This window comes from Rhodococcus sp. YH3-3 (genome assembly GCF_001653035.1).
In the GTDB taxonomy this organism is placed as follows: domain Bacteria; phylum Actinomycetota; class Actinomycetes; order Mycobacteriales; family Mycobacteriaceae; genus Rhodococcus_F; species Rhodococcus_F qingshengii.
Genome location: NZ_BCWH01000002.1, coordinates 1,318,734 through 1,343,013, shown reverse-complemented (window position 1 = coordinate 1,343,013; position 24,280 = coordinate 1,318,734). Strand labels below are relative to the sequence as shown.

General features: G+C 62.7%; 24 protein-coding genes and 1 pseudogene. 11 read left to right on the top strand and 14 right to left on the bottom strand.

What is annotated here, in order from left to right; translation table 11 throughout:
* The 7 genes from YH3_RS19165 to YH3_RS19135 form a co-directional block, all read right to left on the bottom strand.
* Positions 1–372, bottom strand: a complete 372-nt coding sequence (locus YH3_RS19165; RefSeq protein ID WP_003939880.1) for a membrane protein — start codon at positions 370–372, stop codon at positions 1–3.
* Entirely contained in the window at positions 369–1,160 is a 792-nt protein-coding gene (locus tag YH3_RS19160; protein ID WP_003939723.1) for a LytTR family DNA-binding domain-containing protein, read from the bottom strand. The genes YH3_RS19165 and YH3_RS19160 overlap by 4 nt, the downstream gene beginning before the upstream one ends.
* 51 nt (positions 1,161–1,211) lie before the next feature.
* A complete protein-coding gene (locus YH3_RS19155) occupies positions 1,212–2,429 on the bottom strand; it encodes a sensor histidine kinase (RefSeq protein WP_030534943.1) in 1,218 nt (405 codons plus the stop codon).
* The gene (locus YH3_RS19150; RefSeq protein WP_007727762.1) at positions 2,426–2,812 is read right to left on the bottom strand and encodes an MmcQ/YjbR family DNA-binding protein; all 387 of its coding nucleotides are present in this window, start codon (positions 2,810–2,812) and stop codon (positions 2,426–2,428) included. Before YH3_RS19150 ends, YH3_RS19155 begins: the two co-directional genes overlap by 4 nt.
* Positions 2,813–2,816: 4 nt before the next feature.
* Complete coding sequence (locus tag YH3_RS19145; protein ID WP_030534944.1) at positions 2,817–4,034, bottom strand: lipase family protein; 1,218 nt, start codon at positions 4,032–4,034, stop codon at positions 2,817–2,819.
* 15 nt (positions 4,035–4,049) lie between these two features.
* Positions 4,050–5,696, bottom strand: coding sequence for a Na+/H+ antiporter (locus tag YH3_RS19140; protein ID WP_064443871.1), 1,647 nt, complete (start codon positions 5,694–5,696; stop codon positions 4,050–4,052).
* A 121-nt stretch (positions 5,697–5,817) separates the two neighbouring features.
* Complete coding sequence (locus tag YH3_RS19135; RefSeq protein ID WP_003940164.1) at positions 5,818–6,009, bottom strand: antitoxin; 192 nt, start codon at positions 6,007–6,009, stop codon at positions 5,818–5,820.
* A gap of 180 nt (positions 6,010–6,189) precedes the next feature.
* On the opposite strand from YH3_RS19135, the gene YH3_RS19130 reads away from it, so the two are divergent.
* On the top strand, positions 6,190–7,332 hold the full coding sequence (locus YH3_RS19130) for a diguanylate cyclase (protein WP_064074000.1): 1,143 nt from the start codon (positions 6,190–6,192) through the stop codon (positions 7,330–7,332).
* A gap of 6 nt (positions 7,333–7,338) precedes the next feature.
* Here the strand turns inward: YH3_RS19130 and YH3_RS19125 are convergent, their stop codons facing one another.
* Complete coding sequence (locus YH3_RS19125; protein ID WP_064443870.1) at positions 7,339–9,843, bottom strand: HAD-IC family P-type ATPase; 2,505 nt, start codon at positions 9,841–9,843, stop codon at positions 7,339–7,341.
* A gap of 137 nt (positions 9,844–9,980) precedes the next feature.
* Between YH3_RS19125 and YH3_RS19120 the strand changes: the two genes are divergently transcribed.
* Positions 9,981–10,568: a hypothetical protein gene (locus tag YH3_RS19120; RefSeq protein WP_064443869.1), complete on the top strand. Its 588-nt coding sequence runs from the start codon at positions 9,981–9,983 to the stop codon at positions 10,566–10,568.
* A 36-nt stretch (positions 10,569–10,604) separates the two neighbouring features.
* Here the strand turns inward: YH3_RS19120 and YH3_RS19115 are convergent.
* A pseudogene (locus tag YH3_RS19115) lies at positions 10,605–11,558 on the bottom strand (MBL fold metallo-hydrolase); the annotation flags it as partial.
* 254 nt (positions 11,559–11,812) lie between these two features.
* Here YH3_RS19115 and YH3_RS19110 point away from each other — a divergent pair.
* Positions 11,813–12,919, top strand: coding sequence for an IS110 family transposase (locus YH3_RS19110; protein ID WP_082920510.1), 1,107 nt, complete (start codon positions 11,813–11,815; stop codon positions 12,917–12,919).
* On the opposite strand, the gene YH3_RS35600 is transcribed toward YH3_RS19110, so the two are convergent.
* Both YH3_RS35600 and YH3_RS19105 read right to left on the bottom strand, forming a co-directional pair.
* Positions 12,882–13,133, bottom strand: a complete 252-nt coding sequence (locus tag YH3_RS35600; protein ID WP_238592653.1) for a hypothetical protein — start codon at positions 13,131–13,133, stop codon at positions 12,882–12,884. The genes YH3_RS19110 and YH3_RS35600 overlap by 38 nt on opposite strands.
* A gap of 62 nt (positions 13,134–13,195) precedes the next feature.
* Positions 13,196–13,927 (bottom strand): enoyl-CoA hydratase, encoded by a 732-nt coding sequence (locus YH3_RS19105; protein ID WP_003940192.1) that lies wholly within the window; start codon positions 13,925–13,927, stop codon positions 13,196–13,198.
* Positions 13,928–14,039: 112 nt separating this feature from the next.
* On the opposite strand from YH3_RS19105, the gene YH3_RS19100 reads away from it, so the two are divergent.
* Together YH3_RS19100 and YH3_RS19095 are read left to right on the top strand one after the other, a co-directional pair.
* A complete protein-coding gene (locus YH3_RS19100; RefSeq protein ID WP_054188849.1) occupies positions 14,040–15,143 on the top strand; it encodes an NAD(P)-binding domain-containing protein in 1,104 nt (367 codons plus the stop codon).
* Positions 15,140–16,582, top strand: coding sequence for a phospholipase D-like domain-containing protein (locus tag YH3_RS19095; RefSeq protein WP_064443868.1), 1,443 nt, complete (start codon positions 15,140–15,142; stop codon positions 16,580–16,582). The genes YH3_RS19100 and YH3_RS19095 overlap by 4 nt, the downstream gene beginning before the upstream one ends.
* Before the next feature lie 4 nt (positions 16,583–16,586).
* On the opposite strand, the gene YH3_RS19090 is transcribed toward YH3_RS19095, so the two are convergent.
* On the bottom strand, positions 16,587–17,096 hold the full coding sequence (locus YH3_RS19090) for a hypothetical protein (protein WP_064443867.1): 510 nt from the start codon (positions 17,094–17,096) through the stop codon (positions 16,587–16,589).
* A gap of 378 nt (positions 17,097–17,474) precedes the next feature.
* Between YH3_RS19090 and YH3_RS19085 the strand changes: the two genes are divergently transcribed.
* From YH3_RS19085 to YH3_RS19060, 6 genes are read left to right on the top strand one after another with little or no spacing between them, the layout of a single operon-like run.
* The gene (locus tag YH3_RS19085) at positions 17,475–20,321 is read left to right on the top strand and encodes an ATP-binding protein (RefSeq protein WP_238592652.1); all 2,847 of its coding nucleotides are present in this window, start codon (positions 17,475–17,477) and stop codon (positions 20,319–20,321) included.
* Complete coding sequence (locus tag YH3_RS19080) at positions 20,318–20,734, top strand: roadblock/LC7 domain-containing protein (protein WP_003940329.1); 417 nt, start codon at positions 20,318–20,320, stop codon at positions 20,732–20,734. The genes YH3_RS19085 and YH3_RS19080 overlap by 4 nt, the downstream gene beginning before the upstream one ends.
* Before the next feature lie 5 nt (positions 20,735–20,739).
* Entirely contained in the window at positions 20,740–21,114 is a 375-nt protein-coding gene (locus YH3_RS19075) for a DUF742 domain-containing protein (protein WP_007727785.1), read from the top strand.
* Positions 21,095–21,682, top strand: coding sequence for an ATP/GTP-binding protein (locus YH3_RS19070; RefSeq protein WP_003940118.1), 588 nt, complete (start codon positions 21,095–21,097; stop codon positions 21,680–21,682). The genes YH3_RS19075 and YH3_RS19070 overlap by 20 nt, the downstream gene beginning before the upstream one ends.
* Positions 21,683–21,722: 40 nt before the next feature.
* Positions 21,723–22,517, top strand: coding sequence for an MHYT domain-containing protein (locus tag YH3_RS19065; RefSeq protein WP_003939865.1), 795 nt, complete (start codon positions 21,723–21,725; stop codon positions 22,515–22,517).
* A gap of 53 nt (positions 22,518–22,570) precedes the next feature.
* Complete coding sequence (locus tag YH3_RS19060) at positions 22,571–23,107, top strand: AAA family ATPase (RefSeq protein WP_064443865.1); 537 nt, start codon at positions 22,571–22,573, stop codon at positions 23,105–23,107.
* Between the two features lie 12 nt (positions 23,108–23,119).
* Here YH3_RS19060 and YH3_RS19055 read toward each other — a convergent pair whose 3' ends face one another.
* Both YH3_RS19055 and YH3_RS19050 read right to left on the bottom strand, forming a co-directional pair.
* The gene (locus YH3_RS19055) at positions 23,120–23,578 is read right to left on the bottom strand and encodes a GNAT family N-acetyltransferase (protein ID WP_064443864.1); all 459 of its coding nucleotides are present in this window, start codon (positions 23,576–23,578) and stop codon (positions 23,120–23,122) included.
* A gap of 56 nt (positions 23,579–23,634) precedes the next feature.
* Positions 23,635–24,261, bottom strand: a complete 627-nt coding sequence (locus tag YH3_RS19050) for a helix-turn-helix domain-containing protein (protein ID WP_003940282.1) — start codon at positions 24,259–24,261, stop codon at positions 23,635–23,637.
* Between the last annotated feature and the right edge of the window lie 19 nt (positions 24,262–24,280).

The following is a 24,280-nucleotide window of genomic DNA, read 5'->3' as shown; positions in this document are numbered from 1 at the left end:
TCAGTCGTCCACGATGTCGTTGAAGTCCTGCTCGTTTCGCTCCGCACGACGCACGAACACCCAGCCTGTGGTCAACAGCAAGGGATACACGGCGCCGCCCATTACGAGCCACGGCAACCGGATGCCAAGGACTGCGACCTCCGACAGCGTCGGGAAGAGATGCGTCAGAAGCGGCACCGCACACAGGAGTCCGGCTGCGACGACGGCAAGGCGAATCGCCAGTCCCAACTGCGCGCGAACGAGACCGCGGATCATGGCGTCGCCGACTTCGGTCTGTTCCTGCACCTCCACCCGCGTTCGCACGATCCGTGCGCCACTACGTTGCGCCAACACAACGCGCTCACGCTGCGGAGGATCGGACTGCGACGTCACCGCGACAACCAACTCTGCTTGGGCGCACGAACCAGTCGATCCTTGAGTTCACGGGTGTGTCTGCGGCTGACCGGAAGCTCGACGGGAGGCTTGTCACCGTGCGGGCGCAGACAGACCACCAATCCACTGCCTACTGTGCGGATGCCGGTGACCAGCGCCAGAGACACCAGGTAGGAGCGGTGCACACGCAAGAAGCCCGCGTCGGCCCAGCGTGATTCGAGCGTCGAGATCGGGATGCGCACCAGGTGCGACTTTCCAGCGGTGTGCAAACGCGCGTAGTCCCCGTCGGCTTCCACCCACTCCACCGAGGAACGCTGAACGAGCGTCGTGACACCGCCCAGTTCCACCGGGATCACCTCGTCCGTGGGCGCAGCTTCGGGTTTGCTCTCACTCTTGGTGCGCCCGGCGAGCCCCACGATCCGCTGAACGGCCTGAGCGAGACGCTCCTCCCGGAGCGGTTTGAGTAGGTAGTCGACGGCGCCGAGATCGAATGCGTCAACCGCTCGATCGTCGTGCGCTGTCACGAACACCACGGGCGGTGGCGTCGCGAAATTGGAGAGGATGCCGGCCAGTTCGAGACCGTCGAGTCCGGGCATGTTGATGTCGAGAAACACCGCGTCGATGCTTCCACCGCGCAGTATCCGCAACGCTGTCGTCGCATCCGATGCCGTGTGAACGTGCGCCACCGAGTCCTCGGCGCGCAGCAAGAAGGCCAGCTCGTCGAGGGCTGGTTTCTCGTCGTCGACGGCAAGGACGGTCAGCTGGGCATCAGTGTCAGTCTCGTTCACAACAGGTCCATGTTCCCACGACGGTTTCAGCCTGATCATCGAAGGCGAGAATCAGACGTGAATACCCTGCTTGAACTTGGGAACACGCATGCTGACCTTCGTACCGGCACCCGGCGCTGTCTCCACCACGAGTCCGTAGTCGTTGCCGAACGCGGCACGAAGTCTGTCGTCGACGTTGGCCAAACCGACGTGAGCAGCTTCTCGTGCGCTGGGTCGCCCCGATCCCGACTCGATGGCGTCGAGCGAACCGGAGCGCAGTAGTTCGGGGTCCATCCCCACACCGTCGTCCTCGACGCTGATGATGCAGTCCGGTCCCTCGTCCGCAGCCACGATGCTCACGGTCCCGCCCTCCGGCTTACTCGAAATGCCGTGACGAACCGCGTTCTCGACCAGCGGCTGGAGGGCAAGGAAAGGAAGAACCACGTTGAGCACTTCGGGTGCTATCTGAAGGCGGACGTTCAGAGCCTCCCCGAATCGCGCGCGTTCGAGGGTCAGGTAACGATCGATGTTGCGCAGCTCGTCGGCAAGCAGGGTGAACTCACCCGCAGATCGGAACGAGTACCGCGTGAAGTCCGCGAACTCGAGGATCAGTTCTCTGGCCCGCGCCGGATCGGTTCGAACAAACGATGCGACCGTGTTGAGCGCGTTGTAGATGAAATGAGGACTGATCTGTGCGCGCAGGGCACGCACTTCGGCTCGATCCAACAGGGCTCTGGACGCGTCGAGGTCGGCGAGTTCGATCTGACTGCAGGCATATCGTGCGACCTCGGTGACCGCTCCGAGCATTCCCGGCCACGGGTCCTCGCTGGTGACGATTCCCAGTACGCCGACCACGCCGATGTCCTCGATCAGCAGGGGCTGAGCGATCAGCGCTCGCACATGGTGATCGCTCGGTCCGCGCACCAGGTCCGAGTGCGTGACGAGTACCCGGCGTTCGCCTTCGATCGCACGAATGGCGGCGTCATGGAATTGTTCGGACAACGCTTCGTGACGGCCGTCCCACGCCAACAGGTTTCCCGACGCGTCTGCCAGGCCCAGACCGGAGCCGCCGGTCAGCTCGCGTAGGTGAGGCGCCGCCTCGGCGGCCGAATTCTCGTCGAGTCCACGCCGAAGTGGCCGCGCGGCAAGCGAAGCCGTATGGAGAGCGGCATGGACTGCACGTTCGGTGGGGGTGGTCACCTCACGTCTGGTGCGCATCCACACAGCCGTCAGCGCCCCGGCCACTGCGAGAATCAGCACGCTGAGAAGCGCGACCACGGCCGGACTCAAGGCGAGTCCTCGTCCAGTTTCCGTATCAGTGTTTTCGGAGCCACCGTGCGGTACGCATCTTCGACGACGTCGGCTACGTCGTTCCAGAATTTCTCGTCCTCGGTCTCGTCGGCACTCGGAACGTCGAGGTACACGCCGATCCATCCCCGGCCACCCACGTACGGAGGGACGAAGAACCTCGACGGGTCACGACTGACCCAATCTGCCTGCGCCCCAGGTGGGGCCGCGGCCCAGATCGCGACGCGATCGTCGTGGTGGTGATCTGCCATGGTGACGAACTGCGGCGCCTTGCGCACGAACCACGACGCTTCACCGTGGCTGACCCGCTCGGTCGCCTCCGGCAATGCCAGTGCAAGAGCGCGGATTCGCTCCAACGGCGTCATCGATTCACGACCCGCAGGTATTCGGTGCCGGAACACCTGCAAATCGATCCTTCACCCACGCGACAGCTCCCGGCACAGCGGCGCCGTCCGCATGACCTTCACCCGGTCGCGCCTGGAATTCGATGACGTCACCGTCGGCGCAGGCGCGTTCGACTGCCGCCTCGGTCCATTCCGGACGGATCAGGTTGTCATTGGTACCGACGACTACGTACATCGGACCGCTCGCGCGTTGACGGGGAAGAGCAACATCGCTGAGCCACGCGTGAATTCGGTCCGCATCCTCGGCGGTAGCCGGCCGCGTGTCGGCGGGCGTCACCTTTCCGACCAGACCCAACTTCTCCGTCGCCCGAGAGGTCAGGCACGAGGTGAGCAGGTCGTAGTTCTGCTCGAATGCGCCGCGCACGTAGTCGGTTCGTTCGAGGTCCGGATGGGTGAGGGACAGCCCTTCGAGTACATAGGGCAGCAGCAGTTGCTGAGGCAGTGACAGATTCACCTCGGAATCACTCGAGATGATCGGCGAGATGTCCGCTGCCGGGGACAGGTTTGCTGCACCGACGAATTCGAGTCCGTCGCCGTAGGTGTCGGCTTCCTCGGCTGCCGCCCAGGATGCCTGCCCGCCTTGGGACAGCCCCAGAGTTGCCCAACGAGTCGAGGTGTCCGGAACGACGTTGCGCGCCGCTCGAACCGCGTCGATGACGTTGAACGCCGCGGTGTCCGGTTGCAGGTAAGGATGCGGGTCCGGAGTGCCGAGGCCCTCGAAGTCGGAGACAGCGACCACGTATCCCGAGTCGAGGAACGGCGCGACCAGGCCGATCGTGCCGAACAGGGTCGGCGAGGCCGACGGCGCGCAGTCGTCCGAAATACCCGTCGTGCCATGGCCGATGGAGACGATCGGCCAACCGCCCTCCGGCGGAGTTCCAGGCGGCGTGAACACCGTTCCCGACACCTGAGTCTCTCGGCCGTCGATACCGGAGGTGGAGCCGTACAGGATTTTCACCGCGCTTGCTCCGGACGCCGCCACTTCGGCTGTGCTGGTGAAGGGTTCACTGTCGAACACGACGCCACGTTGCGCACTGCTCTCGACCGACGGGGTTGTCGTGGTCGAGGTGTCGGTGACGGAGACATCCGGCGAGGCATCCGATCCGCAGCCGACGCTCACGAGAAGTGCGCTCGCCACCACGACTCCCCAGACTGCGCGAACCCTCGAACTCCGAACAGTCATACGCAGTGTTCCCCTCTATTTGCCCGCACCGCTACCTGCTCGGCGACGCCTGACACGTTCCTCTGCTGCGGCCTCTTCGATGTCGAGTCCTTCCAATACGGTACGCAATACCTCGTCGTCGAGATCTCCGTCGTCACGTGCGGCGATCAGCGCAACTCGTTGCGAGCGCAGTGACTGATGCCGGAACTTGTCGAACAGAGCTCCCGCATTCCACAAGGCGGCCTCGCGATCGGCGTCCTCGTCGACCTCCTGGAGTTGAAGCCTCGCCTGCATCGAGCGTCGTACGCGTTCGACGATCGCCTGCAGTTCCTTCCCGTCGATCCCCGGCGGAGGGTGCGCGGCCGCGTCTGCCAACGCCTTCTCTCCCGCCTTGCGAGAAATGTTGCGGGCCAACTCCATCTGTTCCTGCGTGCGCAACTGCTCGTAAGGATCCGCGACGTCGAGGCGACGGATCATGAACGGCAAGGTAGATCCCTGGATGAGCAATGTCCCGACCGCGACGATGAACGCGATCGCCTGGATGACGCCGCGTCCGGGGAACGGCTCGCCGGACGAGAGTGCAAACGGGATACCGCCGGCCGCAGCAAGAGTGACGACGCCGCGCATTCCCGCCCACGAGACCACCAGATTCTGTTTCCACGTCAGTTGATTCTCGCGATCACGGCGCAGGGTTACACCGAATCGCACACGCGAGTAGCTCAGGAACAGCCACACCGGCCGAATCACGATGACAACGGCCAGGACTGCGAGACCGTACGCGAACACGTGAAGCACCGGAAGTCCGTCGGCGACAACATCGTCGATCACGAAGCTCAGCTGGAGCCCCATGTATGCGAAGACGAACATCTCGAGAAGAGTGTCCAGGCTCGACCACACCGAGCGCTCCTGCAATCGCGTCATGATCGACGCGTCCGTCGAATAGTGCCCGATCACCAGACCAGCGACCACAACGGCCAGAACACCGGACGCGTGTAGTTCTTCGGCGGCCAGGTAGGCAGCGAACGGAAGCACCAACCCCAAGCCGGTTTCCAGTGGAGAGTCGTACATGCGGGCACGAACGAACTTGACGACAAACGCGAGCACCAAGCCGACGACAACGCCGCCGATCACTTCGTACGCGAAGAAAAACAGGGGCGAATCGGTGGCAATTCGCGTTCCGGTCACTGCTGCGACGGCGACGGTGAAGAGCGTGAGCGCGGTGGCGTCGTTGACGAGCCCCTCGCCCGTCAGGATGGCTATCACCCGTTTCGGGAGCCCGAGCTTCTGACCGACCGCCACCGCGCTGACGGCGTCGGTCGGCGCGATCACGGCCCCGAGCACCAGGGCGGCGCCGATCGTGAACTCGGGCACCATCCATTCGGCGAAGAAGGCAACCACGAACGCCGTCACCAACACCATTCCGACGCCGAGGCGCAGGATCGGGGCCAAGTTGCGTTTGAAGGTCGCCACCGAGAATTTCAGAGCGGCCGAGTAGAGAAGCGGCGGCAGGACCACACCGAGAATGACGTGGGGATCGAGTTCCGGCCGCGGCATACCGGGTATGAAGGATGCGACCGAACCTACCGTCACCAAAACCAGCGGAGCCTGCAGGTTTCGTCGATTGGACAGCCCGGTGACTGCGATGGCGGCAATGACGACCAGCAGAATCCAGGTGAAGTTCACGCGTTCATTCTGCCCGCCGACCCTGGGAGTTCACCTAGCGGACGCACAGAAGCCCGCAACCTTTTCGGTGACGGGCCCCTGAGCAACGGTGCTACCGAAAAACGGTATGCCGAATCCGGTACTACTGCTTTTCGGGAACAGCCTTCTTGGCGGCCTCAGCTGCCTTGTCGATCTGATCGCCGTACTTGTTGCCGGTCTTGTCGTCGGCGATGTCGGCTACCTTGTCGATAGCGTCGTGAACCTTGTCGGAGTTCTCCGCTGCGAGCTCCTGGCCCTTTTCGACCAATCCCTTGACGTTGTCCAAGAAACCCATGTCCGTGTCCTCTCCCGGTGCTGACGCACATCCTTCGGCGGAATCGTTCCTCCGCGCCCTTCGATTCTCACAGGTCGACGGCCTCTGCGCCAGAAAGCAGGTCCGTGCGTTCGAGCCGTGCGCAACTCGAGGTAGCGTTAACCCGCCAATAGCTGATTGACCACCCATCGACATCGACAGGTGCCCGGTTTGAATGCAGGACTGCGCGGGACGGGGAGCGACCCCTACCCCACGCGTGAACTGCTGTCCCGGTGGTGGTCGGATCGCACCGATTACACCTGGCTCCCCCGATTCCTCGACACTCGCGGGCTGACCGTTCCCGGACGCAAATTAGTCGCGGTGTGGTGTTTTCTCTTCGCCCTGATCGCGGCGACCATGCAGTTGAGCCGCTTCGGTTCCGACACCGCCCTGGCGCGGTCGATCTTCGCCCTCGGAACTATCAGTGGCGCCTATGCGGGCTACCGCTGGGCGCGTAATGAATCGTGGCCAACTTGGCGACAATCCGTGGCCTTTGTCGTCTGGGCCGACCTGTGGCTCGCCGTCACTCTCTTCTTCGCCGTACGCACCGCTTTCGTCGGAACCATCGGCTGCATCTTGTTCATCATGATCGGCTTCTATGCGGCGATAGTTCACAGCCCTCGCGTTGCCATCAGCCACATCGGTTGGGCTCTTGCTGTCTGCACGACGCTCGCTGCCATGGCGATGTCCGAGCCGGTCAACGACGACTGGGTGGTCGTGAATCTCTATCTGATGGTTGCCGGTGTGGTTTTCTCCACCGCATGGATTCTGCAGATCGTCTGGCTGCGCCTGACCGACGACGCACGCAACGCCCACCGGGACTACCTCACCGCGACACTCAATCGCCGCGGACTCCAGGACGAGGCACAGCATCTGCTGCGCAGTGATCGAACGCAGGCTCTGATCGCACTACTCATCGACGTCGACTCGTTCAAAAACCTCAACGACACACACGGCCACGTCGCGGGCGACGACGCGTTGACCGCTGTCGCCGACCGCCTCCTCGCTGCCGCCGGACCCGATGCGGTGGTGGCTCGAATCGGTGGAGACGAGTTCGTCGTCCTGCGCGGAGTCGATCGAGGAGATATCGAGCAGGTCGCCACCGAGATACATTCGGCGGTCTCGTCCGACTCCGATCCCTATCCTGTGTCCGCCAGTACCGGCGTCAGCGTCTATCTGAGTCCCGAGACGGACTTACCGGATCGAGCTGTAAACGAACTGATCGAGCACGCAGACAATGCGATGTACCGAGCCAAGAAGCGCGGCGGCGATCGCATTGCCTGGGTGCAGATGTTCAGGCGCTGAAACTACTCACTCACTGTGGGCATGGTGATGCTCGCCGGGCAGGTCGTCGGGTGTCGCGAACATCTTTCGTTTCTCCCCGTGCAGGCGTGCGCTGATCCACCACGAGAGTTCCACGAGTACAACGCCGATCGCGCCGAGGGTGATCGCGAGCGTCGTCGCAGCGACGTTGCTCGGATCCAGTTTGAAGAACTCGCGGGTGAACGGCAGCGCGAACAGGATGAGGTATCCGGCCACCGACCCGCCGATCAGAACGAGCTTCCACCAGACGTACGGCCGAGCCACGACGGCCAGAACCCACACGGCGATCATGATCAACGTGATGAGCGCACTGGTTCCGGCCTGGATCTTCTGGGTTTCCGTCTGGTCCGGGCCTTGGTAAGCCAATACGTAGGAGATGAACGTGGTGATGCCGATGATCAGGCCCGACGGCAACGCCAGACGCATCACGCGCGAGACGAAACCGGTTCGCGCGCGCTCGTTGTTGGGTGCCAGAGACAAGATGAAGGCCGGGATACCGATCGTGAACCACGCTGCGATCGTGACGTGGCGGGGCAGGAACGGGTACGGCAGCGGTTCGAAGTCGAAGACCTGGGACAGGACGCCGGTGATGCCGATCAGGAACGCAAGCACCACCGAGTAGACGGTCTTGGTCAGGAACAGATTCGACACACGCTCGATGTTGCCGATCACTCGGCGGCCTTCCGCGACGACGTACGGGAGCGTCGCGAACTTGTTGTCCAGCAGCACGATCTGGGCCACGGCTCGGGTAGCCGGGCTGCCCGAACCCATCGAGACTCCGATGTCGGCGTCCTTGAGGGCGAGCACGTCGTTGACGCCGTCACCGGTCATCGCGACGGTATGTCCGCGAGACTGCAAGGCCGCGACCATTTCCCGCTTCTGATCCGGTCGCACTCGACCGAACGTCGTTGCTCCGTCGAGAGTGTCCGCCAGCTTTTCCTGATCGCTCGGCAGCTCTCGCGCGTCGATGGGACGGTCGCCGCCTTCGAGTCCGAGGGATCCGGCAACGGCGCCGACGGAAACCGCGTTGTCGCCGGAAATGACCTTGACCGCGACCTTCTGGCTGGCGAAGTACTCCAACGTCTCCTGGGCGTCCGGGCGCACCTTCTGCTCGAGCACGACCAGAGCTTCGGGGGTGACGGTGCCAGGGGCGTCGGCGTCGTCGACGGGGAGGTCGCTGCTGCCGAGCATGAGGACACGAAGTCCGCTCGAACCCACTTCCTCGGCCTTGCGGGCCATTTCCGAGTCGGGATCGAGCAGCACGTCCGGGGCACCGAGTACCCAGTTGCCGTGACTGCCGTACGACTGGCCGCTCCACTTCTTCGCCGAGGAGAACGGCGCCACCGCTGTCGCTTCGCCCCACCCGGAGTCGTCGGAGAGAGACTCGCGAATCGCCAGGACACTCGCGTTGGGGCGAGGATCGGACGCGGCCATCGCGCTCAACGCGGACTTGACCGCAGTCTCCCCCGATCCACCCGGTGCGACGTCGACCTCGGACAGCCGCATACCGTTCTCGGTCAGCGTTCCGGTCTTGTCCGCGCACACCACGTCGACACGAGCTAGACCCTCGATCGCCGGCAACTCCTGAACGAGGCACTGGCGCTTGCCCAACCGGATCACACCGACCGCAAATGCAATGGACGTCATGAGCACAAGGCCTTCGGGAACCATCGGAACCAGAGCTGCCACCATGCCGTTGAGTGCCGGTCGGATCGGCAGGCCGATCGTGAAGAGCTGATTGAAGATGATCAGCGCACCCGCCGGAATCATCAGGTAGGTGATGAACTTCAGGATCTTGTCGATGCCGCTACGCAGTTCGGAATGCACGAGGGTGAACTTGCTCGCCTCTTCGGCCAGCTTGGCCGCGTATGCATCGCCGCCGACCTTGGTGGCGCGGTATGCACCGCTGCCCGCGGCAACAAAACTGCCCGACAACACTTGCTGGCCACTCGCCTTGTGAACCGGATCGGCCTCACCGGTGAGCAGCGATTCGTCGACCTCGAGTGCGGCCGAACTGACCACCTCACCGTCGACGACTATCTGGTCGCCGGATCCGAGTTCGATAATGTCGTCGAGCACAACATCTTTGGGCGCCATCGCCACGGCAACGCCGTCACGCCTGACCATGGGCTTGGCCTGACTCACGATGGCCAGAGCGTCGAGCGTGCGCTTGGCGCGGATCTCCTGAATGATGCCGATACCGCTGTTCGCGATGATCAGCAGTCCGAACATGCCGTCGATGATCGACCCCGTCGCGAGCACGATCACCAACAACACGGTCAGGATCGCGTTGATGCGAGTGAAGACGTTGCCGCGAATGATGTCCTTGACCGAGCGGGACGCCCGGTCCGGTACATCGTTGGTTTGTCCCGACGCGATCTTTGCTGCAACCTGATCGGCGGTCAGACCGCGGGCGACGTCGACGTCGTCCGGCAATCGCTCAGGGGCTACCGCCACTGCTGTCTCTTCTGAACTGGTGTGCTCGTGAGCCATGGTCAAAGATTACGCACCCGGAGCAACTAATCAGGGTCGGACTCGTGTGGCAATGACGGCTACACGAAGATCACACCCGTGCGCCGCGGTTCTGCGATGCTGGTCGGAACGAGCAGAGAAGGCCATCGAGGAACGGTATGAAATACGTCTACAACGGTCTAGACGAGGCGCTTCGGTGCGAACGGCCCGTCGACCTGCAGATTTCTCTCGACCTCAACCGGACCGACAACGTGGTTGTCTGGTTGTCGGCGATTCGGGTTTACTCGTTCGGGATGATGTTCGCGATTGATGCCCGCTACGAGGATCCGGCACTCTCGCTGAGTCTCGGCACTTACGACGGGCGTCCCACGTTCACACATTTCAGCGCGCCGCTACTCCTCGGCCTCGGTTTCGCGGACGGATCATCGGTGACAACCGCGCAAAGAACGCGAGGCTCGCTGCTGGAGTTACGCACGGCTGAAAGCCGCTCGGGCTCAGTGCGCGGTGAGTATTTGCTGGCTCCGATACCGCCTGCCGGGCCGATCGATGTCGCAACTGCATGGCCTCAGCTGGGAATGGACGAGAAGGTTGTCACCCTCGACGGAGAAGGCATCGCATCCGCATCCGAAAGTGTCACACAACTATGGGAACCGAAACGACAACCCGATCCCGACCTCACCAGTGAACAAGTGACACATCAACTGCAGTACCAACGTGGGGGTTGGTTCGGAATCCGACTGGATTGAGGAAGATACCGGGTGACTTTCGAGCACGGGCCGCAGTCAGCCCAGCGGTATCCACCACTTCGACGGCGGTGTCGGTGACAACGCGTCGATCCTGCCGCCCGGCATCGGGACCGACACTGTTGTGCCCGCCTCTGCGGCCGACTCGTCGAGGCGAATGATCGGCTCCGACCACGAGTGAAACGCGAGGTTGAACGTCGCCCAGTGAATCGGGACGAAGACACCGCGCGACCCGTCGCCCTTGTTAAGGTCGATGTGCGTCTGCACTGCCTCTTCCGGATTCATGTGGATGTCCGGCCAGCGCACGTCGTACGCACCGACGGGGAGAAGCGTCAGATCGAAAGGCCCATAGGTTTCACCCAGCTGTTCGAAACGTGATGTGTATCCGCTGTCACCACCGAAGAAGACCCGGTGCTTCGGCCCGGCGAATACCCACGACGCCCACTGGGTCGTGTTCCGGACAAGGCCACGACCGGAGAAGTGACGAGCCTCCGTGCACGTGAGGACCAGGTCGCCGATCTTGGTCGACTCGTCCCAGTCCAGTTCCACGATCCGGTTCTCGGGCACCTTCCAGTGCCGCAGGTGAGCCCCGATACCGATCGGCACGACGAACGGAGCGGTCTGTGTACGAGTCAGGGTCTTGACCGTAGCCATGTCGAGATGGTCGTAGTGATCGTGAGAGATGACTATCGCATCCACTGCAGGCAGTTCGGTCAAAGCCACCGGAGTGGGGTGCATGCGTGCGGGACCTACTGTGGCCGAGGGCGATACGCGTTCACTCCACACCGGATCGGCGAGAACGCGGTAGCCGTCGACCTCGACGAGAACGCTCGAATGGCCGTACCACGTCACCGCCGCGTCGCCGGCTGCCGCCGGTGCCAGCGGAGTGGCCAACGGAATCGGCTGACGCGGCCGACCCGTCGACCCTCTCGTAGCCATCGACTTGAACATTCCGACAGTGAGACTGTTTGTGCCGGTGTTTTCGGATTTCCTGACCGTTAACGCATGGAGACGAGAGAATGCTGGTGCCGGGAGTTCCCAGTGTTCCTGACCCGCACTCCGATCGACGATCGTATGTCTTTCCTTGGATTTGTCGGTTCCTGGGAACCCCCGGTGAGGCGCTACGCCTCACCGTCGGGGTGACCTGAGGAGAGCCTGCACCACCAGGTGCTCATCACTGTCTTGTCCGCCGGTTCGGTCGATGCGCGGCGCCGCCTTGCTCATCGGTCAACGGAGAGGAAAGCGACATGACAAGGATGCCTGACAAAGCCGATCTCGATCAAGACCGGGAAGTGTTCGCCGGAGTCGATACCCACAAAGAACTGCACGTCGCCGCGGTGATCGATACCGACGACAACGTCCTCGGAACTCGCAGTTTTCCGACCACCCGAAACGGGTATCGAACCATGCTGACCTGGATCGGCGAGTACGGCAATCTGATCCGGATCGGTATTGAGGGCACTGGCTCCTACGGAGCTGGGCTGACCCGCCACCTCGCGAAAGCCGGCGTGACGGTACTCGAGGTGGACCGCCCCGATCGCTCGGACCGCCGCCGTAAGGGCAAAAACGACGACCTCGATGCCATTAACGCAGCGCGTGCAGCCAAAACCAACCGGCGCACCACCACCCCGAAATCGAAAGACGGTGCCGTCGAGTCACTTCGTGTGTTGAGGGTGACCCGAGCCCATTCGGTACGAGAGCGGCGCAGTGCGCTGCAACTATTGCGGATGACGATCATCTCCGCTCCCGACGAGCTGCGCGAGCAGGTCCGCGATCTGACGCGGATGCAGCTGATACGCCTCCTCGCCGCGTGGCGGCCGGATGTCTCGAACGCTACCGATCCTGTGACCGCCTACCGGGTTTCGCTGAAATCCCTGGCTCGCCGCTATCTCGAATTGACCGACGAGATCGCCGATCTCGACGAACTGATCAACCCGATCGTGAAAGCCCTCGCACCTCAACTACTCGAGCGCGTCGGAATCGGTATCGAAGTCGCCGGACAAATGCTTGTCACCGCCGGCGACAATTCCGATCGAATGAAATCCGAAGCCGCGTTCGCGATGCTATGCGGTGTCGCGCCGCTACCCGCATCTTCTGGCATGACCCAACGCCACCGCCTCAATCGCGGCGGTGACCGCCAAGCCAACCGAGCCTTGCATCTGGCCGTCATCGGCCGCATTCGACTCGACCCGAAAACCCAGGCCTACGTAGAGAAGAAAACCAGCGAAGGCCACTCGAAACTGGAAACCATTCGGTGCCTGAAACGCTACCTGGCTCGCGAGGTCTACTACCTCCTCAACCCTGGACCGCAGACCATCACCCCGAACACCCGACACCATCGAAAAGCAGCTTGACTCTCAGGAGAGCATCATCGGTGCCCGGAACCAGTGTGCTGCTGGGCTCCGAGTTGTGGAACTGGCGGTCCCGGTATCGCGGGGACATCGCCGCATACGGTTGCACCGTGCTTCGCGAGGCCCCGATCTGCGTCGGGATGCCCCATGCGGCTCGCGCCACCCACCCCGTCGCCGCGGCAACAGCAGCAACTCCGAGAACCGTCGTCTTCTTCATTCAGACGAGCGTAGCCACTATCTGCCCTGCGTGCCCGGCGCCTGTTTTCCCTGCAACCAGCTTTACTTACCCTTGAATACGGGAGGGCGGTTCTCGATGCGGGCAGCGCGGGCTTCCTGGACGTCCTCGCTGAGCCAGGCGGCGTGAAGCGCGTCGAGCTGCTCGGGAGACTGCTCCTCCATGGTGCCGTCGTCGTTGAGAACCATCTTCATGTGCCGCAACGACAGCGGTGCGAGATTCGCGATGCGGTGTGCCCATTCCTGAGCGTCGTCGAGGGTTCCGATTTTGTTGGCGAGGCCGCGAGTGAAGGCTTCTTCGGCGCCGATCTGTTCGATGCCGAGCAAAATGGTGCGCGCGGGACCGCCGCCGACCAGCGACGCGAGCCGACGCATCGTCCACTTGTCCACCGAGACACCGAGGGTGGCGGCCGGGATTCCGAAGCGAGCGCTCGGCGCTACGACGCGAAGATCCGACGCGATGGCCAGTTGCGTGCCCGCGCCGATGGCCGGACCGTTGACGGCAGCGATGACGGGGATGGGCGCCGTGTCGATAGAGCGAAGCATCTCGAACAGGCGATCGGTGAAGCCCTCCATGTAGACGTCGCCGGAAAGGTCCGCGCCTGCACAGAACGCCGATCCCTCACCGGTGATGACGACGACATGCGCGTGCTCGGCTACCGCCGCGTTCATCGCGTCCCGTATTGCGATGCAGAGTTCCGCGCTGAGCGCATTACGACGCTCGTGACGCTGCAACTCGATGGTCACGACGTTGCCGTCACGGGAGAACCCGATCATGTCCGCTCACTTTCGTTTCTGGAAGGCTCGACACAGGGATGTTCCAAGGCGCCGATACCGTCCGCATACTTCTCTGCAGCTAAGTTCTGTACATCAGGAGGTTAGATTACCGATGAGTACAGACGACCTTGCCGCACAGCAACCACACCCGGTTGACGTGGTGGTGATCGGCGCCGGACAGGCCGGACTCTCCGCCGCGTACTACCTGCGCAAGTTCGGAATCGAGCCCGAATCGGGGTTCGTGGTGCTCGATCATGCGTCGGGGCCGGGCGGGGCGTGGCAGTTCCGTTGGCCGAGCCTGACACTGAGCACCGTCAACGGCGTCCATGACCTCCCGGGAATGTCCTTCGCGGAAACCACCGGTACAGACGCCGAACAGGTGCCTGCATCGGTGGCGGTCCCCCACTACTTCGAACTGTACGAAAAGCAATTCGAACTTCCCGTCCACCGCCCGGTACACACGCGAGTGGTGTGTCCGAGGGAAGAGCGCCTGCGGATCGAGACCGACCGGGGAGTATTCGCGGCGCGAGGCTTGATCAACGCGACGGGGACCTGGGAGCGGCCCTTCATCCCCCACTATCGCGGGGCCGAGTCGTTCCGTGGCCGACAACTGCACACGAAGGACTATCGAACCGCTGCCGAGTTCGAAGGCAAACATGTCGTCGTGGTCGGCGGCGGGATCTCGGCTGTCCAACTGCTCGACGAGATCTCACGCGTCACGACCACTACCTGGGTGACGCGGCGCGAACCCGAGTTCCGCGACGAGCCGTTCACGCCGGACATCGGCCGCGCTGCGGTTGCCATGGTCGAAGATCGTGTACGACGCGGCCTGCCACCGGGATCCGTTGTCTCGGTGACCGGCCTCCCGGTAACGCCTGCCATCCGGGCAGCACGTGAGCGTGGTGTGATGAATCGACTGCCGATGTTCTCCGAAATTCTTCCGAACGGCGTGAAGTGGGCCGACGGTACCGTCGCCGACGCCGATGTCATCTTGTGGTGCACCGGTTTTCGTAGCTCACTCGATCACCTGGCGCCGTTGCACCTGCGCGGACCGGGTGGCGGAATCCCGATGACCGGGCGCCTCGCCACGCAGGTCGAAGCCGACCCTCGCGTGCACCTGGTGGGATACGGACCGTCGTCGTCGACGATCGGAGCCAACCGCGCCGGCCAAGCGGCAGCGCGCGAACTGACCGCGTACCTGGGAATCGGCGAATGAACAGAATCCTTGTTCCGGGCGAAACCTGCTGGCGCATCGAACCGGCGGACAATCTTGCCTGCATCGTCGACGCCGCCGACTACTTTCATCATGCGAAGTCCGCAATGCTGCAAGCTGAAAAGCGAATCATGTTGATCGGCTGGGACTTCGACACGCGCATCAAACTCGAACCAGGCGAGCAGACTCTCGACGGCCCCAACCGGTTGGGAATGTTCCTCCGCTGGCTCGTCCGCGAGAAACCCGACCTCGAAATCCTCGTACTCAAATGGAACATCGGCGCGTTCACCGCAATCGGCCGCGGCATGACTCCCGTCTTCGTGTCCAACTGGCTGACCGACGAGCGCCTACGGTTCGAGATCGACGGCGCCCACCCGGTTGGTGCGGCGCACCATCAGAAAATCATCGTCATCGACGACGCTCTGGCGTTCTGCGGCGGCATCGACATGACTGTGGACCGCTGGGACACCTCGGATCACGTCGACCGAAACGATTATCGAATCACGCCGAGCGGAAGGCGTTACGGCCCTTGGCATGACGCAACCACGGCGGTCGACGGCAATGCGGCTGCGGCCATCGGCGAATTGGCGCGGGCACGCTGGAAATCCGCAACCGGCGAGGATCTGACACCGGTCAAGAGCACTGCGACTCCGTGGCCCGTCAATTTGGCTCCCACCTTGCGGGTGGTCGACGTAGCCGTCGCCAGAACATTGCCGGAACTCGGCGAGCGCGCGGAGGTTCGTGAGATCGAGGCGCTGTATCTCGCCGCCATCGCCGGCGCCGAACACACGCTTTACATCGAAAGCCAGTACCTCGCATCACGCACGCTGGCCGAGGCGATTGCCGCGCGCCTGCGTGAGGACGACGGACCGGAAATCGTTCTGGTCATTCCGCGCAACGCCGATGGATGGCTCGAACAAAAGGCGATGGACGGGGCACGCCACGACCTGCTGCATTTGCTGTGGTCGGCCGATATCCACGACCGTTTCGGTGCGTTTTATCCCGTGACCTCTTCTGGCGCACCTATTTACGTACACGCCAAGGTTCTCGTGATGGACGATCGCCTCCTGCGAATCGGGTCGTCGAATCTCAACAACCGTTCGATGGGCTTCGACACCGAGTGCGACATCGCCGTCGAATCCGACGACGACGCAGATGTCGAGTTGCGCGCCTCGATCATCGGATTGAGGCGCCGGCTACTCAGCGAGCACCTCGACGTCACCGAGGAAGAAGTCGACGACGCGTCGGGTGAGCAGTCACTGTTGTCGACGGTTCGCGCTCTCTCGACCTCCGACGCTCGCAGTCTGCGCGAATTCGACCGGAACACAGTCGACGGCGAAGACCACGTGCTCGCTGAAAATGCACTGATGGATCCCGAGCGCACGCCGCCCAGACTGAGCGATCGAATCGAAGGATTGCGCCGCCTGCTCGGCAAACGCTGAGACTCTAGAACACGCGCACGCAGTGCCCGGTTGCCAGCGCGAGTTCGACGAGCGTTGCACCGTGAACACTCGGGACGAGCGCGAGGAGAAACGTATCGCTGTCGCTGTCGAGCCAGGCAAGTGAAACGCCCGTATCGGTGATGTTGTCGCCGATACGAGCGAGAAGCGATTCGAGTCCAGCAGCTCGATCGAAGGCCACGACAAGACTGTCCGCCCACTCCCACGATCCCGCCGGCGCCGACGTGAGCACTCGCAGCTGACCCAGAACCTCGGCAGCATCCTCGTTCCAGTCCACCCAGACCAGGCGTTCTTGTTCGTGCAATGCGTCGACGAGAGCAAACCACGCCATTTCCGGGTGTGGCTTCTCGAGCGTCTGTGAGTACAACTCGTTCTGTACTTCGACATACCGTTCCGGTTGGTCGATCGCGAGAGTCACACGATCGATGACAGCAGCGCTGTCAGGGGCGAGCAGTTCGGCGATCGCGCGCAACGCGTCGCGAGCAGTTCCACTCACTATGGCTCCAAGCTCAATTCGGTCATCGGTGCGGTTTCCACATTCTGACATGCGTGTGCGCCTCGTTCGGACGTGTCCTCGATGTCGGGACACGAGCCAGATGCTTGCCGTGAGTTCCACGAATTCCCGGGCAGCACTACTCGCCGAGCTACCAAATTGGACTATCCGGCTATCCCATTCGCCGCACTTGTCCGTTTACCCTTTCACCTGGCCTTACAATCCGGATATAGTCATCGGCGATCCAAGAAGCCAACTGGGATGTAGCGAGCCAGCGAACAGTCTGTTACCGTTCAGCTAACTACCCCTTCTGGTCAAACCGGATCGAAGGGGTTCGGGCAATGACCCACGGGGGGTTGACGTGAAGGGGCCATGTTCCGCATGAAACACGATTCACACACGACAACCTCTTGGTGGTCGATCGGCGAATGGCGCCTGGGATGGAAGGTCATCGCCGTTCTCGCATTGCCGATGATCGTCGCCGTCGTCCTCGGAGCCCTTCGCGTTCAGACGGAACTCGAAGAAGCCGCACAGCTGAGTTCCTCGTCCGAGCGCGCCCTCGCTGTGCCCGCCGCGATCAATCTCGAATCCGCGCTGTACGAGCTCGCCGAAGCCGCATCGGCACGCACTGACACCGGCCCCGCCACACAAGCGGTTTCGGACGCAATGGATCAACTGGTCGACGCCGCGCGCGCGTTCCAGTCCGACGACGACCTCAACGACCAAGTGACTTCGGCGCTCGCAGAGAGCCGTTCCATCACGGAAGAGGTCGCCGCCGGCGCGGTGGCTCCCGCACGCTTGGTTTCGCGGGTCGGCGAAGTCTCTCGCGCACTCTCGAGCACCTTCACCAGCGTCGTCGAGCATTCTCAGCGTCCGGCGCTGCGCGAAGAGGGTGGCCGACTCTCAGCACTCTGGGATGCGCGACGAGCACTGGCCGAACAACGAATCCTCTTCGGCTCAGGTGATCCGGACCAGCAGGCTCGTACCTCGATGGTCAGTGCCGCCGGTGCCGAACTGGTCGCTCTGAACAACATTCTCGCCATCGACGGGAGCAACGACACCGTCCGGACCCTCAGCAACTCTGCTCAGAACCGGATCAACGCACTCGGATCAACCCCGTCGACCTCTCCTCTGGGGAGCCGCGTCGGTACCGATCTGAAATCCGGAAACGACCAGTACAACAGCCTGACCGACACCACCGTCACCGAGTTCGGCGATACCGTCACCGCTGAATCCAATGCAGCACGAACCGCAGCACTTCGTGACACTGCAATCGTGCTCGGCGCGGTCCTGCTGGCACTGGCCATCGCCCTCGTCATCAGCCGATCGCTCATCGATCCGATCCGTCGGCTGCGATTTGCCGCATTGCAAGCAGCACGACGCGGACTCCCCGACGCGATCGAACGAATTCGCGCAGGTGCCAGTATCGACGACGTCGACTTCGCCCGTGTACCGATCCGCACCCACGAGGAAATCGGCGAGCTTGCACGCGCGGTGGACGACATGCACGGTCAGGCCATCACGCTGGCCGGCGAGCAGGCCACCCTGCGGCGCCAGGTCAACGACATGTTCGAAACGCTGTCGAGGCGTAACAAGTCCCTCGTCGACCAGCAACTCGGTTTGATCGAACAGTTGGAGCAGGACGAAGACGACCCTCGTCGCCTCGAGAATCTGTTCCGGCTCGACCACATCGCCGCGAGAATGCGTAGAAACGGCGACAACTTGTTGGTTCTCGCCGGAACCGATGTACGCCGCGCCAGAACCGCCCCCGTCGCTCTCGGCGATATCCTTCGTGCGGCGGTATCAGGCGTCGAGGAATATCGACGCGTCGAACTCGGGCAGATACCGCCCGGAGTCGTCACCGGTCATGCTGCCCCGGACGTCGTTCACCTCATCGCTGAACTGCTCGACAATTCTCTGCGGTACTCCCCGCCGGAGACCACCGTCTCCATCAACGCTGCCCGCACCATCGACGGCTCCATGATCGTCGAGATCGCAGATCTCGGTATCGGCATGTCGCCTGCCGATATCCTCGATGCCAACGAGCGCCTCGCCGCCGGCGGCGAGATGAGCGCGGATACAGCGCGTCGCATGGGTTTGTTCGTCGTGAGCCGAATCAGTCGTCGCTACAACATCTCTGTGCGCCTGCGCCCGACGGCAACGTCGTCGACGCACAGCGGCATCACCGCAACGGTGCTCCTACCGACGTCGATACTCGATTCTTCTCGGGGACCCGAGATCCGCACGCCGCGAACCGGACCCGTGCCCACGCTCGATCGGACTCCGCCGCCCGCACCGTCTGAACCGTCCTGGTCAAAGCCCGTCCCGACCGAATTGGCACCCCCGCAGCCTGCGACCAGAAGTTTCGCAGATCTCCCGCGTCGAACGCCCAGCAACAGCACCGACCGGACTGAGACGTTCGCCCCGATCACACCGCAATCCATTCCCACGACAACAGCGCCTTCGGGGTTGCCACGTCGCACTCCGGGCACAAGTGGAGTACCGGCGGTCAGTACCTCGACTCCGACCACTGCTGCACCCGCCACCTCCGTGTCGTCCTTCGCTCCTCTGCCCGATCCCGAAGGCACAAGCGCATCGACGTCCCTTCCCGTGCGTACTCCTTCGCCGGAATTCACCTCGCCGGCACAGGGTCCCGAGATCCCGGTGGGTCCACACCCGTCGACAACCCCGCCGCCACGGCACCGGCTCTCAGCCCCGACGCCGACAAATACTGCGGCGTTCTTCTCCTCGCGCACCCGTGACGGGCTCTCTGCTCGCGCATCGGCGCGCGCTGACGGCGCGGGAGAGGGCAACTCGAACGGCGTACTCGCTGCCCCGACCACGATGCCGATTTTCGCCCGGATGGTGTCCGAGTGGCTCGTGGACCCGACGGCGGAGACGTCAGCTGCTTCCACCGGCAGTGCGTGGACCACCGACGCGGATCAAGGCTGGCTGGCCGCTCGGACCTCGTTCGAGATGCCGGTCACCAAGATCGCCGATTCCGGACTTCCCATTCGAGACCGCGGAGCCCGCCTGGTTCCCGGCGCAGTCGGGAGAGGTGGAACGACACAGCGCCATGCATCCAATCCGGCGGACGTCCAACGTGGTTGGAGCAGTTACCAATCCGGAGTACAACGAGGGCGTCGGCGCGCTGCCGACCATCAGCCCGATGGCGGACAGTCTTTCGAAGCGTCCACGATGTTGCACAACGATGAAGGAGAACAGTGAACACTGTCGGAGCCCAAGAGACTCCCCGCGCACTCGACTGGCTGGTTTCGGCTTTTGCCCGAGACGTGCCGGGTGTGAGTCACGCGATCATCGTCTCAGCCGACGGGTTGTTGACGGCCTCGAGCACGCATCTTCCGCTCGATCGGGCCGATCAATTAGCCGCTGTCACTTCCGGACTCGCCAGCCTGTCCGCGGGGGCGTCACGCCTCTTCGACGGTGGAGCCGTCATGCAGTCCGTCGTCGAGATGGAGAACGGCTACCTGCTTCTCATGGGCGTCGGTAGTGGCGCTTACCTTGCTGCTCTCGCTGTCGCCGGATGCGACATCGGCCAGATCGGTTACGAAATGGCGACTCTCGTCGATCGCGTCGGCACCACCATGGACATTGCCCCGAGAACATCGCAGGGTATTTGAGTTCGATGCCTCACCATCAATCCGAGTACGACGACGCCGAACCGAGCTTGGTCCGGCCGTACGCGCTCACCGAAGGTCGGACCCTGCCGTCCATCGACCTCCCACTCGAAGCGATCATCGCGACGATCGAAGACGCGGTCTCGAACAATCTTGCACCGCAGGATATTCGTGCATCGATCGTCGCACTCTGCGAGCAGCGGATCTCGGTTGCCGAGATCGCTGCCCACCTGGGTGTTCCGATCGGAGTCGTGCGGGTACTGGTCGCCGACCTCGTAGTAGCCGGATCACTGGAAATACATGCCACTCTGCGAAGCGACGCATCTCGAGTCGAGCGACGCGAACTGATCGAAAGGACCCTCAGTGGACTTCGGGCACTCTGACTCATCGTCTCGCGTGAAATCGACAAAAATCGTGATCGCCGGGGGTTTCGGTGTTGGCAAGACAACACTTGTGGGGACCGTCTCCGAAATCGTCCCCCTTCGCACGGAGGCCATGGTCACCGACGCCAGCGACGGTATCGACAATCTCGGATCCACTCCCGACAAGAGCACCACGACGGTCGCGATGGACTTCGGGCGCATCACTCTCGCCGACGACCTGGTCCTCTATCTGTTCGGAACCCCGGGACAGCGCCGCTTCTGGTTCATGTGGGACGACCTGATCACCGGTGCGATCGGTGCGGTCATTCTGGTCGACACGCGTCGCCTGGAAGACAGCTTCGCCGCAGTCGACTTCTTCGAGGCGCGAGGCCTCCCGTTCATCGTGGCGGTCAACCGTTTCGACGGCGCGCCAATCCATTCGGCGAGCGATCTCCGCCAGGCGTTGGCTCTACCCAACCGGGTTCCCATGATCGAGATCGACGCCCGAAACCGCGAATCAGCCAAACGCGCGCTGATCGCCGTCACCGAATACTCCCTCGAACGACTTGCAGCTGAAGCAGTCGTCTAGATGAATCACCAGATGCGAATCGTCGCCGAAAGGAACTGGCATGTCGGATGAAATGCACCATTTCTCGATGGGAATCTGGCTGCTCGGACTCGCCTACGTCGTGTCCGTGGTCGGGTCGGTAGTCGGCCTGGCGTGCACCAGGCATTCAGCGTCGGCGACGACAACCGCCACACGCATGCGATGGCTCGCCATGGCTGCCTTGTCGATCGGTGGCGTCGCCATCTGGCTCATGCATTTCATCGCCATGCTCGGATTCGCAGTCCCCGGCAGTCCCATTCGATACAACCTCGGATGGACCGTGATCTCCGCGATCATCTCAGTAGGGGCCGTGTTTGTCGGCCTGCTGATCATCGGGACCGAATTTCGCTGGACGCGGCTTCTGATCGGGGGCGTGGTAACCGGTCTCGCCGTGAACATCATGCATTACACGGGTATGCGCGCCTTGCGCTTTCAGGGCGAGATCCACTACGACCTGCTCTTCGTTGCACTGTCGGTTCTCATCGCAGTCGTCGCCGGAACCGCTGCACTGTGGTTCACCATGGTGCTCGAGTCCACGATTCTGCGTTTTGTCGCCGGAATCATCATGGGCATCGCCGTCGTCGGTATGCACTACACCGGAATGGCCGCTGTCGAGGTTGTTCACGACGCGGCAGCCCCGGCGCCACAGGGACTCGAAGTGTTCTCGTTCCTCTTCCCTGTCTTCGTTCTCGGCCTGCTGGCGTTGGCAGTTCCGATTGTCGCAGTGCTGACAGCACCCAACCGCGCGACGGCACGAATGGAATCCGCCGCCGACGATCTGGCGTTCGAAGCACGAGAGTTCGCGATCTCGAACTGAGCAGAGTACGGGGCGAGTTCACGTAAATCGACAACGCCCCGTACATTTCGGGGATGGTGGATGCCGGACACAACCCCCAGCCATCGACCCGCGCAACGCTCGTCGTGATCGGTGGTTTGCCGGCCACCGGCAAGTCGACGATCGCGCGGGCGCTTGCGCAGCGTCACCAAATCCCCTTCGTGCGGATCGATACCATCGAACAGACGCTGATCCGCAGCGGTATCGCTGACGCGTCCGGGACCGCTGGATACATCACCGGGTACGCGCTCGCCGCCGAACAATTGCGACTGGGACTTTCGGTCGTGGTCGAATGCGTCAACCCCGTCGAGGCGACACGAAACGCCTGGTCCGCTACCGCACAACATAATTCGGCGCGCCTGCTCGGTGTCGAGGTCATCTGTTCGGATCCCGACGAGCATCGCAGACGCGCTGAACGGCGAGTCGTCGACATCCCGGATCTCGTACTACCGACGTGGCAGGAAATTCTGGATCGAGACTACGAGCCGTGGACTACGGAACGGCTGGTGCTCGACACCGCAATCATGGACTCCGACAGTGCAGTACGACGCATCACAGCCAAGATGCTGTAGCGTGCGAGCTGCTCACAAGGTGAGAACGAAGAATGCGCTGTTCGGGTCTTCGCGGTAGTTCCCGAACGGTGGACAAGGCACGAACCCGAATTTCGCGTACAACCGGCGAGCTGGATCGAAGAACTCTTGCGTACCGGTCTCCAATTCGAGTTGCCGGTAACCTCGTTGTCTCGACTCGTCCACGACGTGTTGAAGAAGTCGCGTTCCCACGCCACGCCCCCTTGCTGCCGATGCCGTTCGCATCGACTTGATCTCGCCGCCCGCCGACGACCGTTCCTTGAGTGCGACGCAACCGAGTAACTCGTCACCTTCGCTCCACAGCGTCCACATGGTCACAGAGCTATCCATCAGCCCCGTGACGTCCAGCGCGTGAACGCTGTCCGCGGGCGAGGTCGCGTGCATGTCGGCGAGATGTTCGGTGAGTAGAGCACGGACCGCATCCCGACTCAGGTCGTCAATTTCGATTCGCACAGATCCTCACTGTCCTCTTCGCTTCCGGCAGTACCGAATGAAAGTATGACTGTCCTTCACTTCGCCGAAGGCTTGGCCCGAACGTGGATGCGTTCTCCTTGGGGGCCGAACAGACTCAGTACCTCGACCGGGCCGCGCCCGTCACTGCCGAACCAATGCGGGTTTCGGGTGTCGAATTCAGCAGCTTCACCCGTACCCATCACGATGTCGTGATCGGCCAACACCAACCGCAACCTCCCCGACAGCACGTACAGCCATTCGTAGCCGTCGTGCACTTGGGGATCCGGTTCCGTCTGGCTTGCCGGGATGGTCATCTTGAATGCCTGCAACCCACCCGGTTGCCGAGTCAGCGGCAATACCGTTCGCCCACTGACGCTTCGAGGCGCACTCTGGATGCGTGGATCGGCGACCTGCGGTGCCGCCACCAGTTGGTCCAACGGCACTTGGTGGGCAAGCGCGATCGGAAGCAGCAACTCCAAGCTCGGGCGACGCTCCCCCGCTTCGAGCCGCGACAGGGTGCTCTTCGAAATACCGGTGGACTCGGACAGCGCTGTGAGCGTGACGTTCCTCTGTGTACGAATGCGTTTGAGGCGCGCGCCGATCTGCGAGATGGCGGCATCGATGTGCGGACCGTTGACATTCATGGTGCCGAGTCTGACGACGATTCCCAGAAATGGCAACATTAGTTGCTGATGAACCTCC

Coding starts and splice junctions, on each gene's coding strand:
- YH3_RS19150 (WP_007727762.1), bottom strand. CDS start 2,812: ATGACGCCGTTGGAGCGAATCCGCGCTCTTGCACTGGCATTGCCGGAG.
- YH3_RS19145 (WP_030534944.1), bottom strand. CDS start 4,034: ATGACTGTTCGGAGTTCGAGGGTTCGCGCAGTCTGGGGAGTCGTGGTG.
- YH3_RS19135 (WP_003940164.1), bottom strand. CDS start 6,009: ATGGGTTTCTTGGACAACGTCAAGGGATTGGTCGAAAAGGGCCAGGAG.
- YH3_RS19125 (WP_064443870.1), bottom strand. CDS start 9,843: ATGGCTCACGAGCACACCAGTTCAGAAGAGACAGCAGTGGCGGTAGCC.
- YH3_RS19120 (WP_064443869.1), top strand. CDS start 9,981: ATGAAATACGTCTACAACGGTCTAGACGAGGCGCTTCGGTGCGAACGG.
- YH3_RS19110 (WP_082920510.1), top strand. CDS start 11,813: ATGACAAGGATGCCTGACAAAGCCGATCTCGATCAAGACCGGGAAGTG.
- YH3_RS35600 (WP_238592653.1), bottom strand. CDS start 13,133: ATGAAGAAGACGACGGTTCTCGGAGTTGCTGCTGTTGCCGCGGCGACG.
- YH3_RS19105 (WP_003940192.1), bottom strand. CDS start 13,927: ATGATCGGGTTCTCCCGTGACGGCAACGTCGTGACCATCGAGTTGCAG.
- YH3_RS19100 (WP_054188849.1), top strand. CDS start 14,040: ATGAGTACAGACGACCTTGCCGCACAGCAACCACACCCGGTTGACGTG.
- YH3_RS19095 (WP_064443868.1), top strand. CDS start 15,140: ATGAACAGAATCCTTGTTCCGGGCGAAACCTGCTGGCGCATCGAACCG.
- YH3_RS19085 (WP_238592652.1), top strand. CDS start 17,475: ATGAAACACGATTCACACACGACAACCTCTTGGTGGTCGATCGGCGAA.
- YH3_RS19075 (WP_007727785.1), top strand. CDS start 20,740: ATGCCTCACCATCAATCCGAGTACGACGACGCCGAACCGAGCTTGGTC.
- YH3_RS19065 (WP_003939865.1), top strand. CDS start 21,723: ATGTCGGATGAAATGCACCATTTCTCGATGGGAATCTGGCTGCTCGGA.
- YH3_RS19060 (WP_064443865.1), top strand. CDS start 22,571: ATGGTGGATGCCGGACACAACCCCCAGCCATCGACCCGCGCAACGCTC.
- YH3_RS19050 (WP_003940282.1), bottom strand. CDS start 24,261: ATGTTGCCATTTCTGGGAATCGTCGTCAGACTCGGCACCATGAATGTC.